Annotated in this window: 18 protein-coding genes, 1 tRNA gene and 1 pseudogene; 10 read left to right on the plus strand and 10 right to left on the minus strand. The window is 55.5% G+C overall.

Features of this window, described 5'->3' with window-relative positions; translation table 11 throughout:
• Nucleotides 1–27: 27 nt before the first annotated feature.
• Genes yidD through rpmH form a run of 3 tightly spaced genes read right to left on the minus strand, consistent with a single transcriptional unit; the run spans nucleotide 28 to nucleotide 844 of the window.
• Entirely contained in the window at nucleotides 28–264 is a 237-nt protein-coding gene (yidD, locus tag ACR0CA_RS12350) for a membrane protein insertion efficiency factor YidD (protein WP_170773663.1), read from the minus strand.
• The gene (gene rnpA, locus ACR0CA_RS12355) at nucleotides 261–683 is read right to left on the minus strand and encodes a ribonuclease P protein component (protein ID WP_170773665.1); all 423 of its coding nucleotides are present in this window, start codon (nucleotides 681–683) and stop codon (nucleotides 261–263) included. The genes yidD and rnpA overlap by 4 nt, the downstream gene beginning before the upstream one ends.
• Nucleotides 684–709: 26 nt before the next feature.
• A complete protein-coding gene (gene rpmH, locus ACR0CA_RS12360; protein ID WP_005980833.1) occupies nucleotides 710–844 on the minus strand; it encodes a 50S ribosomal protein L34 in 135 nt (44 codons plus the stop codon).
• Between the two features lie 296 nt (nucleotides 845–1,140).
• On the opposite strand from rpmH, the gene ACR0CA_RS12365 reads away from it, so the two are divergent.
• The 6 genes and pseudogenes from ACR0CA_RS12365 to ACR0CA_RS12390 all read left to right on the plus strand — a co-directional run bounded on the left by ACR0CA_RS12365 (nucleotide 1,141) and on the right by ACR0CA_RS12390 (nucleotide 5,839).
• On the plus strand, nucleotides 1,141–1,872 hold the full coding sequence (locus ACR0CA_RS12365; protein ID WP_170787587.1) for a TVP38/TMEM64 family protein: 732 nt from the start codon (nucleotides 1,141–1,143) through the stop codon (nucleotides 1,870–1,872).
• A 4-nt stretch (nucleotides 1,873–1,876) separates the two neighbouring features.
• A complete protein-coding gene (locus tag ACR0CA_RS12370; RefSeq protein ID WP_480899288.1) occupies nucleotides 1,877–3,295 on the plus strand; it encodes a dihydrolipoyl dehydrogenase family protein in 1,419 nt (472 codons plus the stop codon).
• A gap of 18 nt (nucleotides 3,296–3,313) precedes the next feature.
• A complete protein-coding gene (locus ACR0CA_RS12375; RefSeq protein ID WP_480505953.1) occupies nucleotides 3,314–4,696 on the plus strand; it encodes a sensor histidine kinase in 1,383 nt (460 codons plus the stop codon).
• 64 nt (nucleotides 4,697–4,760) lie between these two features.
• Nucleotides 4,761–4,837: transfer RNA gene (locus ACR0CA_RS12380), tRNA-Arg, on the plus strand.
• Between the two features lie 52 nt (nucleotides 4,838–4,889).
• Nucleotides 4,890–5,249 (plus strand): Arm DNA-binding domain-containing protein, encoded by a 360-nt coding sequence (locus tag ACR0CA_RS12385; protein ID WP_480899290.1) that lies wholly within the window; start codon nucleotides 4,890–4,892, stop codon nucleotides 5,247–5,249.
• Nucleotides 5,246–5,839 (plus strand): annotated as a pseudogene (locus ACR0CA_RS12390) (tyrosine-type recombinase/integrase). The gene ACR0CA_RS12385 and the pseudogene ACR0CA_RS12390 overlap by 4 nt, the downstream one beginning before the upstream one ends.
• Nucleotides 5,840–6,040: 201 nt before the next feature.
• Here ACR0CA_RS12390 and ACR0CA_RS12395 read toward each other — a convergent pair.
• Both ACR0CA_RS12395 and ACR0CA_RS12400 read right to left on the minus strand, forming a co-directional pair.
• Nucleotides 6,041–6,295, minus strand: coding sequence for a DUF6552 family protein (locus ACR0CA_RS12395; protein ID WP_480899292.1), 255 nt, complete (start codon nucleotides 6,293–6,295; stop codon nucleotides 6,041–6,043).
• Nucleotides 6,285–6,989, minus strand: coding sequence for an SDR family oxidoreductase (locus ACR0CA_RS12400; protein WP_480899294.1), 705 nt, complete (start codon nucleotides 6,987–6,989; stop codon nucleotides 6,285–6,287). The genes ACR0CA_RS12395 and ACR0CA_RS12400 overlap by 11 nt, the downstream gene beginning before the upstream one ends.
• A 98-nt stretch (nucleotides 6,990–7,087) precedes the next feature.
• Here ACR0CA_RS12400 and ACR0CA_RS12405 point away from each other — a divergent pair, with 98 nt between their 5' ends.
• Nucleotides 7,088–7,966 carry a LysR substrate-binding domain-containing protein gene (locus tag ACR0CA_RS12405; RefSeq protein WP_480899296.1) on the plus strand — a complete coding sequence of 293 codons (879 nt, stop codon included), beginning with the start codon at nucleotides 7,088–7,090 and terminating at the stop codon, nucleotides 7,964–7,966.
• A 113-nt stretch (nucleotides 7,967–8,079) separates the two neighbouring features.
• Here the strand turns inward: ACR0CA_RS12405 and ACR0CA_RS12410 are convergent, their stop codons facing one another.
• Together ACR0CA_RS12410 and ACR0CA_RS12415 are read right to left on the minus strand one after the other, a co-directional pair.
• Nucleotides 8,080–8,484, minus strand: coding sequence for a DUF4345 domain-containing protein (locus ACR0CA_RS12410; protein ID WP_480899298.1), 405 nt, complete (start codon nucleotides 8,482–8,484; stop codon nucleotides 8,080–8,082).
• Nucleotides 8,485–8,512: 28 nt separating this feature from the next.
• Nucleotides 8,513–9,340, minus strand: a complete 828-nt coding sequence (locus ACR0CA_RS12415) for a Rossmann-fold NAD(P)-binding domain-containing protein (RefSeq protein ID WP_480899300.1) — start codon at nucleotides 9,338–9,340, stop codon at nucleotides 8,513–8,515.
• Between the two features lie 137 nt (nucleotides 9,341–9,477).
• On the opposite strand from ACR0CA_RS12415, the gene ACR0CA_RS12420 reads away from it, so the two are divergent.
• The gene (locus tag ACR0CA_RS12420; protein WP_480899302.1) at nucleotides 9,478–10,485 is read left to right on the plus strand and encodes an AraC family transcriptional regulator; all 1,008 of its coding nucleotides are present in this window, start codon (nucleotides 9,478–9,480) and stop codon (nucleotides 10,483–10,485) included.
• Here ACR0CA_RS12420 and ACR0CA_RS12425 read toward each other — a convergent pair.
• Together ACR0CA_RS12425 and ACR0CA_RS12430 are read right to left on the minus strand one after the other, a co-directional pair.
• Nucleotides 10,452–10,925, minus strand: a complete 474-nt coding sequence (locus ACR0CA_RS12425) for a GNAT family N-acetyltransferase (protein ID WP_480899304.1) — start codon at nucleotides 10,923–10,925, stop codon at nucleotides 10,452–10,454. The two genes, ACR0CA_RS12420 and ACR0CA_RS12425, sit on opposite strands and share 34 nt — an antisense overlap.
• A 66-nt stretch (nucleotides 10,926–10,991) precedes the next feature.
• Nucleotides 10,992–11,666, minus strand: a complete 675-nt coding sequence (locus ACR0CA_RS12430; protein ID WP_480899427.1) for a class I SAM-dependent methyltransferase — start codon at nucleotides 11,664–11,666, stop codon at nucleotides 10,992–10,994.
• A gap of 69 nt (nucleotides 11,667–11,735) precedes the next feature.
• On the opposite strand from ACR0CA_RS12430, the gene ACR0CA_RS12435 reads away from it, so the two are divergent.
• The gene (locus ACR0CA_RS12435) at nucleotides 11,736–12,635 is read left to right on the plus strand and encodes a LysR family transcriptional regulator (protein WP_480899306.1); all 900 of its coding nucleotides are present in this window, start codon (nucleotides 11,736–11,738) and stop codon (nucleotides 12,633–12,635) included.
• 184 nt (nucleotides 12,636–12,819) lie between these two features.
• Here ACR0CA_RS12435 and ACR0CA_RS12440 read toward each other — a convergent pair whose 3' ends face one another.
• Nucleotides 12,820–14,319, minus strand: a complete 1,500-nt coding sequence (locus ACR0CA_RS12440) for a metal-dependent hydrolase family protein (protein ID WP_480899308.1) — start codon at nucleotides 14,317–14,319, stop codon at nucleotides 12,820–12,822.
• Here ACR0CA_RS12440 and ACR0CA_RS12445 point away from each other — a divergent pair.
• Nucleotides 14,319–15,329 (plus strand): AraC family transcriptional regulator, encoded by a 1,011-nt coding sequence (locus ACR0CA_RS12445; protein WP_480899310.1) that lies wholly within the window; start codon nucleotides 14,319–14,321, stop codon nucleotides 15,327–15,329. The genes ACR0CA_RS12440 and ACR0CA_RS12445 overlap by 1 nt on opposite strands.
• The last annotated feature ends 210 nt before the right edge of the window (nucleotides 15,330–15,539 follow it).

Raw genomic sequence — 15,539 nt, forward strand, 5'->3', positions numbered from 1 at the left:
CCCGCAACCCGTCTGGTCAAGCCTGACTTAGCGATGGTCGGACTCATCTGGCACTGGGTCATATCCGGTACCGCCCCACGGATGACATCGGCCAATACGGCGCGCGGTCAGCCAGGCGCCTTTGATGGCCCCGTGCTTTTCCAGCGCTTCAAGCGCATAGGCCGAGCAGGTAGGTTGATAGCGGCAATTATGGCCAACCCAAGGGCTGAAGATCAGGCGATAGGCCTTGACCGGCAGGGCAAAGACGCGCGCCAGCGGGGTCATTTCCGGTCACTATGGATTTTGCGCAGCGCATAGCGCAGATCGCCTAACAGCGCGTCATAGGGGCGGTTCGCCGTCACCTCGGCGCGGCCAATCAGGACATAATCCCAACCGTCGTGGCCATGCACCGGCAGAACGGCGCGTGCGGCCTCGCGCAGACGGCGTTTGGCGCGGTTGCGAGCGACGGCATTGCCCACCTTCTTGGAGCAGGTAAAACCCACGCGAATCCCCGATCCTTCGTCCAGGGTGCGCTTGCGGGCCTGTACCATCATCGACGACGTCCCCTGCCGCCGCGCGCGGGCCGCCTTCAGGAAATCGGATCGCTTCTTGAGGATGATCACAGGTGCAGACACGCAAACGGACGCCGCCGGAGGCTTGCTGGGCTGGACTGAACCATCCTCAGGGGCCTCCGGCGGCGTCATGTTCATAACCTGAAAGGTCGAGCGGCTTACGCGCTCAGCGACTTGCGGCCGCGTGCGCGACGTGCGTTCAGGATTTTGCGGCCGGCTTTGGTGGCCATGCGCGCGCGGAAACCGTGGCGGCGTTTGCGAACCAGGTTCGAAGGCTGATAGGTGCGTTTCATCGCTCCGTCTCCAATCTATAGCGGTCGGGTGCGGCGCAGATTCGCCTTGCCCTAGTGTTCGAAGCCCGTCCTCTACTGGGTGGCGGGGGGTAAGTCAAACCCTTAGGTGGGGGTTTTGCCGCCTTTTGCAACAATTCTGGTATCCCACCGGGACAAACGTTTCAAAATGACAGTGTTGCCCTTTTATTCCGTCACATTCCCTGCGGTCAAGATCAACGCCGCGTGAGGGGCCTGTTGCGCAGGCACTGGACAGCGCATGTTGTGTACAGATGAAACGCACAAAACCGGACACAGACATGAGCGATACAACACAGGCCCCGCGCAGCGGGCTTGCGCGCCATATTCCCTTGCTGGTGATCCTTGCCGTTGCGGTGGCGGGGTTCTTCACCTTGGGCGATTACCTGACCTTTGAGACCCTGCGCGATAACCGCGAATCCCTGCTGGCATGGCGAGATGCAAATTACTGGGCCATGGCAGGTGCATTCGTGGTGATCTATATCGTGATCGTTGCCTTTTCACTGCCGGGCGCCGCTGTAGCCTCGATGACCGGAGGGTTCCTGTTCGGCTTATTTGCAGGCACCGTGTTCAACGTGTTTGCGGCCACCATTGGCGCATCGGCGATCTTTTTGGCGGCGCGATGGGGGTTGGGCGAATCTCTGACCGCCAAGCTGGAGTCATCCGAAGGGACGGTCAAAAAGTTGAAGGACGGGCTGCGCGAGAATGAAATCTCGGTCCTGTTCCTGTTGCGCCTCGTACCGGTGGTGCCGTTCTTTGTGGCCAATCTGGTGCCAGCACTGGTGGGCGTCAAATTCCGAAATTTCCTGTTCACCACCGCGCTGGGCATTATTCCGGGCGGCATCGTTTACACTTGGATCGGTGTTGGTCTGGGTGGCGTGTTTGACCGGGGTGAGACGCCTGACGTGTCCCTACTGTGGGAGCCGTTTGTGATCGGACCCATCATTGGCTTGTGTATGCTGGCGGCGTTGCCCATCCTGATCAAAGCCCTGCGCGGCAAAAAGGACGCCTGATCTTATGCAAGAATTGAAGACGGATATCCTGGTCATTGGCGCCGGGTCGGGTGGCTTGTCGGTGGCTGCCGGGGCCAGCCAGATGGGCGCGGATGTGATCCTGCTGGAGGGTCACAAGATGGGCGGAGATTGCCTGAACTTTGGCTGCGTGCCCTCGAAGGCGCTGATCGCCAGCGGCAAGGCGGCTTACGGGCAGGCGCATGCCTCGGCATTGGGCGTCGCGGATGTAGTGCCGCAGGTGGACTACGCCGCCGCAAAAGATCATGTCCATGACGTGATCGCGCAGATTGAACCGATGGACAGTCAGGAACGGTTTGAAGGCTTCGGCGTCAGGGTGATCCGCGAATATGGTCACTTCGTCTCGCCCACGCAGGTGCAGGCGGGGGACAATCTGATCTCTGCACGGCGTGTCGTGATTGCGACCGGTTCCTCGCCAATGGTGCCCTCGATACCCGGTCTAGATCAGGTGCCATCCTACACCAACGAGACGATCTTCGATCTGCGCGACAAGCCCGAGCATCTGCTTATCATCGGCGGCGGCCCCATCGGAATAGAGATGGCACAGGCGCATATCCGACTGGGCTGCAAAGTCACCGTGATCGAGGGGATGCAGGCTCTGGGTAAGGACGACCCCGAGGCGGTAGAGATCGTTCTGGATTCGTTGCGTGCGGAGGGCATCGAAATTCATGAACAAGCTATGGTGGCACAGATTCGCGGCGCGGACGGAAAGGTCGAGGTCGTGACCGAGACGGGCCAGATCTATTCCGGCTCGCACTTGTTGCTGGCCGCTGGGCGCAAGGCCAATACTGATCGCCTGAACCTTGAGGCGGCCGGGATTGAGCCAATACGAAACGGCATCAAAGTCGACGACGCGCTGCGCACCACGAATAAAAAGGTCTATGCCATCGGCGACGTTGCAGGTGGGCTGCAATTCACTCATGTCGCGGGGTATCACGCGGGCATCATCATCCGCTCGGCCCTGTTCGGTCTGCCCTCCAAGGCGAAAACCGCGCATATCCCTTGGGCCACCTATACCGACCCCGAACTGGCTCAGGTTGGTCTGACTGAGGCGCAGGCTCGCACGCAGCATAGCGACAAGGTGGAAATCGCGCGCTTTGACTACCACCACAACGACCGCGCCATATCCGAGCGCAAAACGAAAGGCTTCATTAAGGTCATGGTCGTAAAAGGCCGACCCGTGGGGGCCACAATCGTAGGGCATCAGGCGGGGGAATTGATCAACTTGTGGTCGCTGGCCTTGGCGAATAACCTGAAGATGGGACAGGTCGCCGCGATGGTTTCGCCTTATCCGACGATCGGAGAGCTTAACAAACGCGTGGCGGGTGCCTATTTCTCGCCAAGGCTGTTTGAGAATCAGACAGTTAAACGAGTGGTCGGGTTCGTCCAGCGCTGGCTGCCCTGACTGGGAGGAGAGTAAAAAGTGAACTCGCTGTCGGGCCGATTTCTGATCCTGACCACGGTCTTCGTCATGTTGGCCGAGATCCTGATTTTTGTCCCCTCGATAGCGCGGTTCCGCGAAGACTTTTTGTTGAACCGGCTAGAGCGCGCCCAGATCGCGTCGCTGGCGCTGTTGGCCGATGACATGCTGGCCGATGATCTCGAGGCCGAGTTGCTGGCCAATGCGGGCGTCTACAACGTTGTTTTGCGTCGCGATGAAGTGCGGCAGCTGATGCTGTCTTCCCCCATCCCTGAACAGATCACCAAAACTTATGACCTGCGCGACGCAACCCCGTGGATATTGATCCGCGATGCGGTCGCGCGTCTGTTCACTCCGGAAAACGAAGTAATCCGTGTGATTGGTGAGCCGGTCAAGGGCGCCGGTCTGTTGATCGAAGTGACCACCGACAGTATGCCTTTGCGCATGGCGATGACCGATTACGGGCTGCGCATTCTCGGGCTGTCTTTCGTGATCTCAATCATCACCGCCTTTTTCCTGTTCCTTGCCGTGCGCGTAGTTCTGGTGAAGCCGATCAAGGGCGTGGTTGGCTACATGCAGCGCTATGCCGGCGCGCCCGAGGACGCGCGCGGGATCATCTCGCCCAATTCCAAGGTGACCGAGCTGCGTGAGGCCGAGGAAGCGTTGCAACAGATGCAGACCGAACTGACCCACGCGCTGAAACAGCGCGAGCGTCTGGCGCAACTGGGCGGGGCGGTGGCCAAGGTCAGCCACGATTTGCGCAATATCCTGACCTCGGCCCAACTTTTCACAGACCGGATTGAATCCAGTGATGATCCATTGGTCCGTCGCATGGCGCCTAAGCTGGTGAACTCGATCACTCGCGCGGTGTCATTGTGCGAAAGCACGCTGGCCTTTGGCCGGGCCGAGGAACCGGCCCCCACGCTGACGATGGTCCCCATGCGCGCCGTCGCAGACGATGTCGTTGCAAGCGAGCAGCTGGCCGTCGCAGGCGGGTGTGTCGAGATCGTCAACGAACTACCCGAGGATCTGATCGCTCGTGCAGATCCCGAACAGATTTTCCGGGTGATCATGAACCTTGTGCGCAATGCGCGTCAGGCGCTTGTGGCCGCTGGGAAGCCCGGTAGAATCACGATTGCCGGATGTGAATATGAAACGAACTGGTGCATCGAGATACGGGATAACGGACCGGGATTGCCGCCCAAGGCCCGCGAAAACCTGTTCACGCCCTTTCAGGGTGGCGTGCGCAAAGGCGGCTCGGGCCTGGGTCTGGCAATTTCGCAGGAATTGGTGCGCGGTCACGGCGGCGACCTCGTTATGGCCGAGACGGGCCCGATGGGGACTACCTTTGAAATCCGCCTGCCGCGGGGCGATGTGACTTTTTAAAATATTTTTGCAGAATCGGCTTGCACGTCCCGAACACGGGGTCTAAACAGCGCCTCACCAACGCGGACCGATAGCTCAGCTGGATAGAGTACTTGACTACGAATCAAGGGGTCGGGGGTTCGAATCCTCCTCGGTCCGCCACTTGGTGATTTTCCAAAATTTCGATGAGACACATTAGGTTGCTTAAGCCTCTGTGTTTTATGGCTGCAGCCGGTTTGGTGGGTTTCGTTGGATTTTATCCGATCATACCCGTGTACTTTCATTGAGTGGTATATTTTGTGGTATTGTCAAAGCTGCGCTCGGCGGGAAGCTGACAAAGAAGCTGGTAGAGAATATCGGTCCGGGTCGGCGTGGTGACGGCTTTGGCCAGTACCTCGTTGTTGATCCATCTGGAGCGCGGCGCTGGATCGTGCGCGTAACGGCTAAGGCACAAAAGAACCGCAAGGGCTCTCCCCTACGCACAGATTTCGGTTTGGGCGACTCGGATTTGGTCACATTGAACCAGGCGCGCAAGAGGGCGCTCGGATACCGGCGGATGGCGAAAGCGGGTTGAACCCGCGTTTCAATGCTCAGCGTGAAATCTCGACCTTCGAAGAACTCAGCCGCCAGATCCACATCGAACGCCCGCCCACATGGAAGAACGCCAAGAATGGCCAGCAATGGCTCAATACTTCCCGTGACTATGCGTTTCCCAAGATCGGCCGCATGCCCGTGGATAGCGTCGATTAGCCCGAAGTGCTGATGTGCCTGTCGCCCATCTTGACTGAGAAACACGAAACTGCAAAGCGACTGTCTCAGCGTATCAAGACGGTGCTCGACGTGGCAAAGTCTAAGGGCTTCCGCTCTGGCGAGAACCCGGTGACCGCGATCCGCGAAGGCAAGGTGCTGCCTACCGTCAAAGCCAATGTTCAGCACCACGATGCTATGCCGTGGCAAGAGGTGCCGGCGTTCTATGCCGAGTCGCAGACCCGTTCAGCCATGGCCGCCAAAGCTCTGCAGTTCACCATTCTTACCGCCTGCCGCACTTCAGAAGTGTTGGAGGTGAAATGGCCCGAGGTCGACGTAGATGCGCATCTATGGACCATACCTACGGAGCGCATGAAAGGCGGGCAGGTAGGTCCATCTTGTCCCCTTCACCGATGAAATACTGGCCATTCTGGAGCCGCTGCGCGCGCTGGCATCTGACTATGTGTTGGAGGGGCAGATACGAAGCTGCAGAAATTGATCAACTGACTCGGCGCCGACCAGTGCCAAGGCAAAGCAGTCATTCGACCGAACTGTTTCGATAACGGCTTCGCGCCCATACCTCCCCGATACTGCACAGCACCGTATGGCTGCTCTTGCCTATTGGCTGCCTGCCATACCAGCAATCATTGCGCTTAGCGCGACGAGTTGGACAAGCATGAGTGCTTTGTCATTCCACAGTGCGCCAACGGCGAACCAACCAACGAGACCGACAAGAAACATGTAAAGGTTCCAAGGTGTCCAGCTAAACCCCGTTGCGGTGTATCCCATGATCTGAACAGCAGATGCGCCCCACTTGACCGTGAAGACAAGGCGCTCGCGCGGCAATACAAAGGCCAAGGCGTCAGACTGCACGGGTCAAACCTCCGTCGATACGCAGGTTTTGTCCCGTCATGTAGCCACCATCTTCCGAGGCGAGCCATGAAATGAGAGAAGACACCTCTGACGCGAAACCGTAACGCCCCATGGGAATACGCGATTTGCGGTCTTCGGTTTCGGGCAGGCTATTGATGAAGCCCGGAAGGACGTTGTTCATGCGAATGTTCTCTGACGCGTGTTTGTCCGAAAAGAGCTTCGTGAATGCTGCAAGCCCGGCCCGGAATACCCCCGACGTTGGAAAGAGAGGGTCGGGTTCGAATGCCGCAAAGGTTGAGATGTTGATGATTGCTCCGCCGCTCTGCGCCTGCATTGTCGGCGTGACAAGCCTTGTAGGGCGGACCACGTTCATCAGGTACACTTCCATCCCTTTATGCCATTCGTCGTCGTTGATTTCGAGAATCGAACCCTTCGGTCCGTGGCCAGCAGAGTTCACCAAGACATCAATACGACCCCAACGATCCTTCGCGCCTTCGACCAAAGCGTTGAGCGCTTCTCCGTCAAGGTTAGAGCCCGTCACGCCAAAGCCCCCGAGTTCGGCGCCGAGCGCCTCACCCTTGCCTGACGAGGACAGGATGCCAACCTTGAACCCGTCTTCCGCCAATTTGCGGGCTGCATCCGCACCCATGCCGCTACCACCTGCTGTGATCAGAGCTACCTTTTCTACTGTCATATCTAGTGTCCTTTGGTGGTTGGGTTACATATGATAGGCTTGTTGAGAAAGTGCGATTGAGAATTGATGTTGCGTGGCAGTAGAAATACTATTGCAAAATGACTGAACTTCCCCCACTCAATAGTCTGCGTGCTTTCGATGCAGCAGGCCGCCGCCTTAGTTTCCGAGCCGCCGCCGATGAATTGGGCGTCACGCAAGGGGCCGTGGCGCAACAAGTGCGTCAGCTCGAAGCGCATCTTGATGTGGCCTTGTTTGAACGGGTACCGAAGGGCCTGCGGTTCACATCGGTCGGACGCATCTATCACAAGCGGATCGCTGACGTGTTCGCAGACCTTCGATCCGCAACTGCCGAGTTGGAGCCAGAGCCGTACAAAGTCCTTATCAGCGTCACTCCGACTTTCGCCGCAAAATGGCTGATCCCCAACCTACCCGACTTTTCCGCAGCATACCCGAATATTGATTTGCGGATCATGGCCACTGAGAAAGTCTCGAGCTTTCATAGCGACGGGATTGACCTTGCAGTACGCCAAGGATCGCCGCCCTTTGGCGCATCACTTGACGTAACCCTTCTGTTCAAGCAATTGCTCATCGCGGTAGCTGCGCCAAAATTTGCGACCAAGGACGATAGTCTTCTTGAGCCAGAAACCCTCAATAAACTTCCAAAAATCCATGACACCCATGATCTTTGGCCCAGCTATCTTGCGCATTTAGGCGTCGAGTACCAGTCTCCTCGTGACCTCCATCTGAGCCAAACGTCTCTTGCGGTCGATGCCGCTATTGTCGGGCAAGGTGTGGCCCTGGTAAGCCGGTTTCTAGTGGCTCATGACATTGAAGCCAGACGCTTAGTCGAGATTGGTGCCGCCTGGGATCCGGGCAGAAATGACTTCTATGTCCTCATGCCGCGAGCCACCAAAAACAATGAGTCGGTGACCAACGTTTTGGCATGGCTCAAGTCGCGCTCCGCCGAAGATACCTGAATGCCTTGAATGGAAAGCAGGCACTTAAATCATTCGAGCGAATGGCAGTTGAGTCCGCAAAACGGTCACTCAGTGAAATTCGCCAAATGACAGTTTTGCGGTCTAAAGCCGCCTCAGGCCGACGCTGCAGATTTCGCATTTCTACCGACAACCCACAAACACAACACCGCAAGCAAAATCTCTATCGCAAATGCGGCAAGAGTGTTTTCTGATGGCCAACCATCGAGGACGAAACTGATTGTCCTGCCGACGGCAAAAGCTGAGAAAACCGTAGCCCCAAGCAAGGCTGAGGCCTGGACCAACTTTTGGTGAAATGCTCCGCAAAAAATGATCAGGCCAAGTACTGCGAGATTGGCAGCAGGTGCACGCAACTCACTCATCAGGTTTGGTTGCGGCGAGAGTACGATGCCGTAGTTGGCATAGAAAGACTGTGGGTCCAGAGTGATTGCCAGACCTATGGCGAATGCCGTTAATCCGGACATGCCCAATATAAGTCTGCGTTTAAGTCCAAGTTTCATAATCGTCTCCATTGCCCTTTGACCCGACTCAAGCGGCTCTGGTCCACGCGCCAGAGGTTGCAGCTTTGTGTGCGAAGTTGGCGAAGTCGCGTGGCGTACGTCCAAGCGCACGCTGGACACCGTCGGCGAGGTTCGCATTGCGCCCGTCCAGCGTTTCACGCGCGATGTCCGTAATCACATCAGCAATCATCTCTCCATTCGCATGCGCGATTTCCGCGTGGAAGTCTTCGAATGAAATGGGCAGGTATTGCACAGTCCGTCCCATGGCGCGAGAAAGCTCTGCGGCCATGTCTGCAAACGTCATGAGACGGGGGCCGGTGACTTCGTAAAGTTCACCGATATGTCCGTCTTCGATCAGCGCGGCTACGGCAACATCGGCAATGTCGTCCACGTCGATGATCGGTTCGCGCACATCACCTGCGGGCATTGGCAAGACACCTGCTATGACTGGACCAAGCAATGCCCCTTCAGAGAAGTTCTGTGCAAACCACGCGGCGCGAATGATCGTAAATGGCACTCCAGAATTGCGAACGACCGCTTCGGCCCGTTCCGCATGGAACTCGCCACGTCCGGTCAACAACACAAGGCGCTGTAATCCTTTTTTCCGCGCCAATGCTGTGAACGCTTCGACTTGCTCAACTGCGCCTGGGAATGCGATGTCAGGAAAGTAGGAAATATAGGCGGCCGAGACGCCTTCCAGAATTGCGGGCCAGGTCTGCGGTTGGCCCCAGTCAAATGGCGTTTCACTGTTCCGCGATGCGCGCCGGACTGTCTGGCCTTTTTCTTCCAGACGTGTCGCGATCCGCGATCCCGTTTTGCCTGTTGCGCCAAGTACGAGAATGGTTTGCTGTATCATTGGTCATCTCCATGAGTTCAGTTGATGACCCGAAATTAGGCAACCAATAGAGATGTTCTATTCTTCAAAATCCAGTATTCTTATCCAATCGTCCTAAATGGATAGACGAAGAGCCAAATTTTAGCCAAAGTCGCGACATGAACAAGGTTGAACCACATGTCCCTGACCCAGATGCGCTGGCAAAGCCGATCGGCGATCCGCTGGGGGAAATCCTTCATCTTCTGAAACTCACTGGCACATTCTATTGCCAGTCTCGCATGACAGCACCATGGGGCGTATCCATCCCAGGGTTTCCCAGCGTACTGAGCTTTGCAGTCATCACACACGGGCGGTGCTTGATGAGGGTCGGTGACGATGACCCATTCGAGGTCGAAAAAGGCGATCTGGTCTTGATGACCAACGGAGCACCGGTCGGTTTCTTTAGCTCAGAAGACGCGCCGCTTTTGACGCTGGAAGAGTTGCCCATTCGCAAGGTGACCGAGCTCTATGAAACACTGGAGTACGGTGGTGGTGGAGCGGAGACGGGCATCATGTACGGCCTCGTCCGGATCGATCACGCCGCCAGTGATATGTTGATGGGTTTGCTTCCGGATGTACTCAAAATCGACCCGTGGGAAGAGGATGCCGGAAGCTGGCTACAGGCAACTTTGCAATTCATCGCAAAGGAGGCGCGGGAATTGAGACCAGGCGGCGAAACCGTGATCACGCGACTGGCCGATGTGGTTGTCATTGAGGCCATTCGTCGTTGGCTGAACAGCGCACCCGATGCGGATCGAGGCTGGTTAAAAGCTGCGCGAGATCCGCAGATCGGGCGCACGATAGTCGCAATTCACCGAACGCCTGCTGTGGCTTGGACAGTCGAGTCTCTCGCGGAGGTTGCTGGTATGTCCAGATCCGCTTTCGCGGCGCGGTTTACTGAGTTGGTAGGCATTCCAGCAATCCAGTATCTTGCAACGTGGCGTATGCACCTGGCCAGCGAAAGGTTGGTGTACACGGATCAACCAATCTCGCAGATTGCCGCTGACATCGGATACTTGTCAGAGCCTGCGTTCAACAAGGCCTTCAAACGGGTGTATGGCGCACCACCGGGAAAAATCAGGAAGAACGGAGTTCACTCCGTATCCAGGCGAAACTTGAGAAACTGAGCATCTTCGTATTCGATCTCGCCGATGTGTTTGGCGCCGAGTTTCCGGAGCGCACCCAGATTTTTTCGACTTGGTGGCAACAGAAACGTGACAAAGGGGATACGTTTGTCAGCGATCGCAAAATCGATTGCCATTTTGGAAATCCGTTTCCCAAGTCCAAAGGCATCGGGCCGCAAAACCAACCCAAAATCCCATTCGTCACCTTCTTTTTGAAAGCCCCCCCAACCAACAAACCGACCGCCTGACAAAAACGCCCAATGTCCAAGGCCGTCCCGTGCCCAGTAGCCTTCCTTCTTGGCGATAAACTCTCTTGCGACGTCAAAATTCCGTTTGAACGTCAATAGCGGCATATGCTCTGCTACCCGGGGGTCGGACATATGAACCGCAATGTCATTCGGATCGATTTCCGAAAGGCGTGCAAATGAAATCCCATCTTTCATCATTATACTCATTTGATGGCCCGAGCTGTCCCTTGCATGCAAAGTAATTATGGCGCGAATACTGTTTCACAACTTTCTCGCGACAATGTACCGGCTCGGCAATAACCCGGCTTGATCCGCTGTCTCGACGATATCGAAGCCCGCAAGTTCAATGGCGTGCTGGAGTTCAGCTACGGATACAAAATTTACGAACGGAGCTTTCCCGAGCACCTGCATAATCGGGATCGCTATTCGGCTGACTATGCCATATTTGAACCCTCCACTCTCTGGCGCGCAGACGGTTTTGGAAATGAATACCCCACCGGGTTTTGTAAGGGTCGCAATGTGTTCGAGTGCTTGGCCCAGATCGGGAACAAGGTGCAGCAGATTATGTGCGAGGACAGCGTCGAAAGAACCTTCGTCAAGATCGTGCTGCAAAACCTCGGCCACTTTGAACGTGACATTCTCCAGCTCTTCTGCAGCGAGTTTCTCGTTGGCGATTTCGATCATCCCCGGTGCGAGATCGGAGGCAGTTATTTGAGCCACATGCGGTGCCAGTAGCAACGCGGTCGACCCCGTTCCACAGCCGATTTCTAGCACGCTGTCTTCGGCATTCAGGTAGGACTTTGTGCGTGCGAGCGTGTTCAGATACCCTTCCATATTTCGGATAGGATCAGCCGCATATTTGCGCGAAATCTTGCTCCAAAATGCGGCATCTTTGGACAATGCAGCCATATCGTTTCTCTTTTCTTTTGGTGTCACCGCAGCCAATATTTTAAAATGCCGATTTATTAAATTGCCAGTTATTGCAGAACTGTTATGCATTAATGCATGAATTGGAAGGTTATCGATTTCGATTGGAACCAGGCTCGGTCCTTTCTTGCAACGGCAGAAGAAGGCTCGTTTACGGCCGCGGCGCGCGTGCTCGGGCAGACCCAGCCAACCGTCGGTCGGCACGTCGCCGCACTAGAACTGGCGCTTGGCGTCACCTTGTTTGAAAGGGTTGGCAAGTCGCTTAATCTGACAACAGCCGGTGCTGAGCTTTTGGTGCATGTCAGTGAAATGGCAAATGTAGCGAATAGGATTTCTCTGACCGCGACAAGCCAGTCGCAAGCCATTGAAGGGCAGGTCAGGATCACTGCGTCCGACGTGATGTCAGCCTATCAGCTTCCGCCTATTCTTAAGCAGATCAGGCTCGCGGCACCACGGATTGAGATCGACGTTGTCGCAGCAAATGACATACGCGACATACAGCGGCGCGAGGCAGATATTGCAATTCGGCATGTGCGCCCAACACAACCGGACCTGATTGCAAAGCTCGTGGCAGAAGCGACAGCACATTTTTACGCTGCCCCTTCATACCTCGAACAAGTTGGGCGGCCACAAAATGACGGCGAACTTGCTAAGTTGGATTTCGTCAGCTTTGGCGATGTTGACACGATGATTGGATTTCTCAATCCGGCTGGCATCGAAATAACCCGCAAGAATTTTCGCATTGGATCGCAGAGCGGGATAGTGTCATGGGAGCTTGTGCGCCAAGGCTTCGGAATTAGTGTCATGTCAGACGATGTGGCGGCCCTTACACCCGGTGTGGAGCGTGTTCTGCCAGAACGCGAGCCATTCAAATTTCCTATCTGGTTGGCCACACACTCTGGGTTGCAAACAGCGCGAAGGATCAGGTTGGTTTTTGATCAGCTTGCAGACCATCTCGGCTCGCGGACAAATTATTGAACGTGAGTTGGTTTGGTGTCGTGATCTAGAGTCTGCTTCGGGCTCGGTGCAGACGTTCGGCAGAATTCAGTGAATGTCTGCTGCGCGGACTTAACAGACGTTCCCGACAGAGCGAACTAGCGACCACTTCGGTTTCAGAAAATAGACGCGCGGGGTGCCGAGGTTATTACACCCCGCGCAACACTCAATCGAGTGTATTCTTGTAAATCACCCCATCCTTCATGATGAGGTCGATGTTGTTTGTGAAATCGACGAGCAATTCAACGTCTTCGACAGGGTTGCCCTTCACAAGCAGAAGATCGGCGTAAGCGCCTTCCGAAATAACACCCAAAGGGCCATCCTGGTAGGGATTGAGCGGACCAGAAAGTGCCAAAAGTTCAGCTGTCTTCGACGTCGCTTGCTGCAGAATTTCGTGGCTGCTCCAGACTTCAAGACGATACTTAAACTCATCGTTCTGCTTGGTCAGCGCAACAGGATCACCGATGATGTCCGTTGAGAAAGCAACGTTCTCGATCCCAAAGTCCTTTATCAGCTGCATTTGTTTTCTCGCACCGGCCTGCACGCTTAGGAATTTTGCACCAGCGCTTGGCCCCAATGCCATGACGACGGCCTCCTCTTCCAAACCCAATAGAGAATAGAAAGGCACAATCCACGCATCCGCATCCTTAATGGCCTGAGCACCGACTTCGGTCATCAGTTGTCCGTGTTCGATACTAATGACGCCTGCCTCAATGGAGCGCACGATGGATGCGTCTGTGTAGGCGTGCACCATCACGTAGGTTCCCCAATCAGCCGCCGCTTGCACAGAAGCCTCCAACTCTTCGGGCAATCCCTGTACCGTATGCAGTGGATCAACGCTGGAGGACACGCCGCCTCCCGCCATGACTTTGATCTGCACTGCGCCAAGCCGCAGGGCCTCGCGTGTCGCACGAAGTGTTTCAGGCACACCATCTGCCAAAAACTCTACGTGCTGATTGAAGAAAGACGGATGCGCGCCCATGAAATTGGGGTGCGGTTCATTGTAAAGCCGGTGCTCACCATGTCCGGAGGTTTGTGAAATAACCGGTCCCGATGCATAAATGCGCGGTCCGACTGCTTTGCCACGTTCAATCGCCTTGTGCAGTCCAATCGCGGGGCCACCGGCATCACGGACAGTTGTAAAACCGCGCAGAAGCATCTTTTCTGCTTCAATTGTTGAAACTGCGCCCCAATACATCCAATCGAAGTTGTCCCTCAGATCGGCGAGCGGTTCCGTGATCGTCATGTGGACATGCGCATCGATCAATCCCGGCATGAGCGTCCGACCACCGCCGTCAATGATCCGAGCATTCGCTGCGGCAAGAGGCTCGGCAGACACTTCAGCGATAAGGTTGCCGACCACTAGCACGTTAGCGTTCTCGATCCGCTGCTCACTGACACCATCGAAGACGTGGACGTTCGTGAAAAGGATCGGAAAGTCTTCTTCTTGTGCAACGCTTTGTGACGCCGAAAGTCCCAAGATGGAAAGCGTCGAAGCGGCTGCGACTGCCTTGAGCAATACATTTGGATTGAATTGGACACCCATCAATATATCTCCCTGATTTGTAAATTCTGACCTTAGATGTACGTTAGCAGGAAGCGGGAAATTCGCGTGTTGCCATTTCTGGACAATTTCTGCTTTCTCAGTCCAGTAAGGATAACTCATTGAACAAGCCACTGATCGCCCAAACGACGCTTCCAGTGATGCAGTCAAAATTTTTGGCAGAGGTGATTGACCGAGCCTGTAAGTTGGGTGCGGATCGCAATCAAATATTGGAAGGGTGTTTGCTGCGGCCCGAAGTATTCGACGCACCAAGCCAACCAATACCCAGTGCCTGCGTCTATCTGGCCTCGACACAAGCAGCACAGCAGTCGGGTAATCATTACCTCTGCGCGGAGATCGCACGAGAGTATGAGTGGAACACCGGCTTCGTGCCTCCAGCCACTATGAGCAACACGCCCAGCTTAGGCGATCTGCTGGTGGCCTGGTTGCACTTTGTCGAGACAGTTCAAGTCTCGATGCACTACCAACTGATCGTTGAAACAGAACGCGCCAATTTGGTCGGGAGGCGCTTTCTCAAAGCGCCGCAACCGCCTGGGCAAGCGGACGCATGGGATGTCGTTACTTGGTCTGAAATGTTGAAGGCGAGATTGGGGAAAGTTTGGGATCAAAGCGACGTTGAAATTCATGTGTTTGATCCTCACGCTATCCCAGCCGAATTGGTGCCGTCGCACAACGTGAAGAAAGCCGACGCTTGGGGTTTGAGCATGTCGTTTCCGTCAGCTTGGCTTATGCAACAATCCCCGTTTCCCAGAAACACAGAACCGGACAATGCTTCCACGCAACAACAACCGCTGGATTTGTTCGCACTGTTTCGAGTGTTCGACTATTCTGACTGGCCCGGCTTGGACGGGCTGGCTGCCTTTGTCGGAGTTCATCCAAAGGCGCTGCAAAGAGAACTCGGCAGTCATGGAACGAACGGTGCGGAACTAATAGATCGCGCGAAGGAGCATCTCGCTGATCTGGGGCTGAGAGAAGCTACGCGCTCCATAACTCAAATCGGACGCGACCTGGGGTACAAGAACGCCAGCGCATTCACACGCGCCTGTCATCGCTGGTTTGGCACCTCTCCGGAGAAATATCGTCGGCAGTACGTTGCGGCGGCGCGTGAGTAGTTAGTGACCTTTTGAAGTGACTGCTTTGGGCTCGAAGAAGACGTTCGCTGCACTTTGTATGAGTGTCTGCTATTCATGTGTTTTACCAGTCGTTCCGTCATGCTCGAACCTGAGGCATTGAAGCGCTGGCTCCAATGTTAAGTGAGGTATATTGGGTGGTATGCATTTTAGATGACAAAATTTTGTATATATTTAATAGCAATTTACAAA

This window comes from Ruegeria sp. F12 (assembly GCF_056533885.1).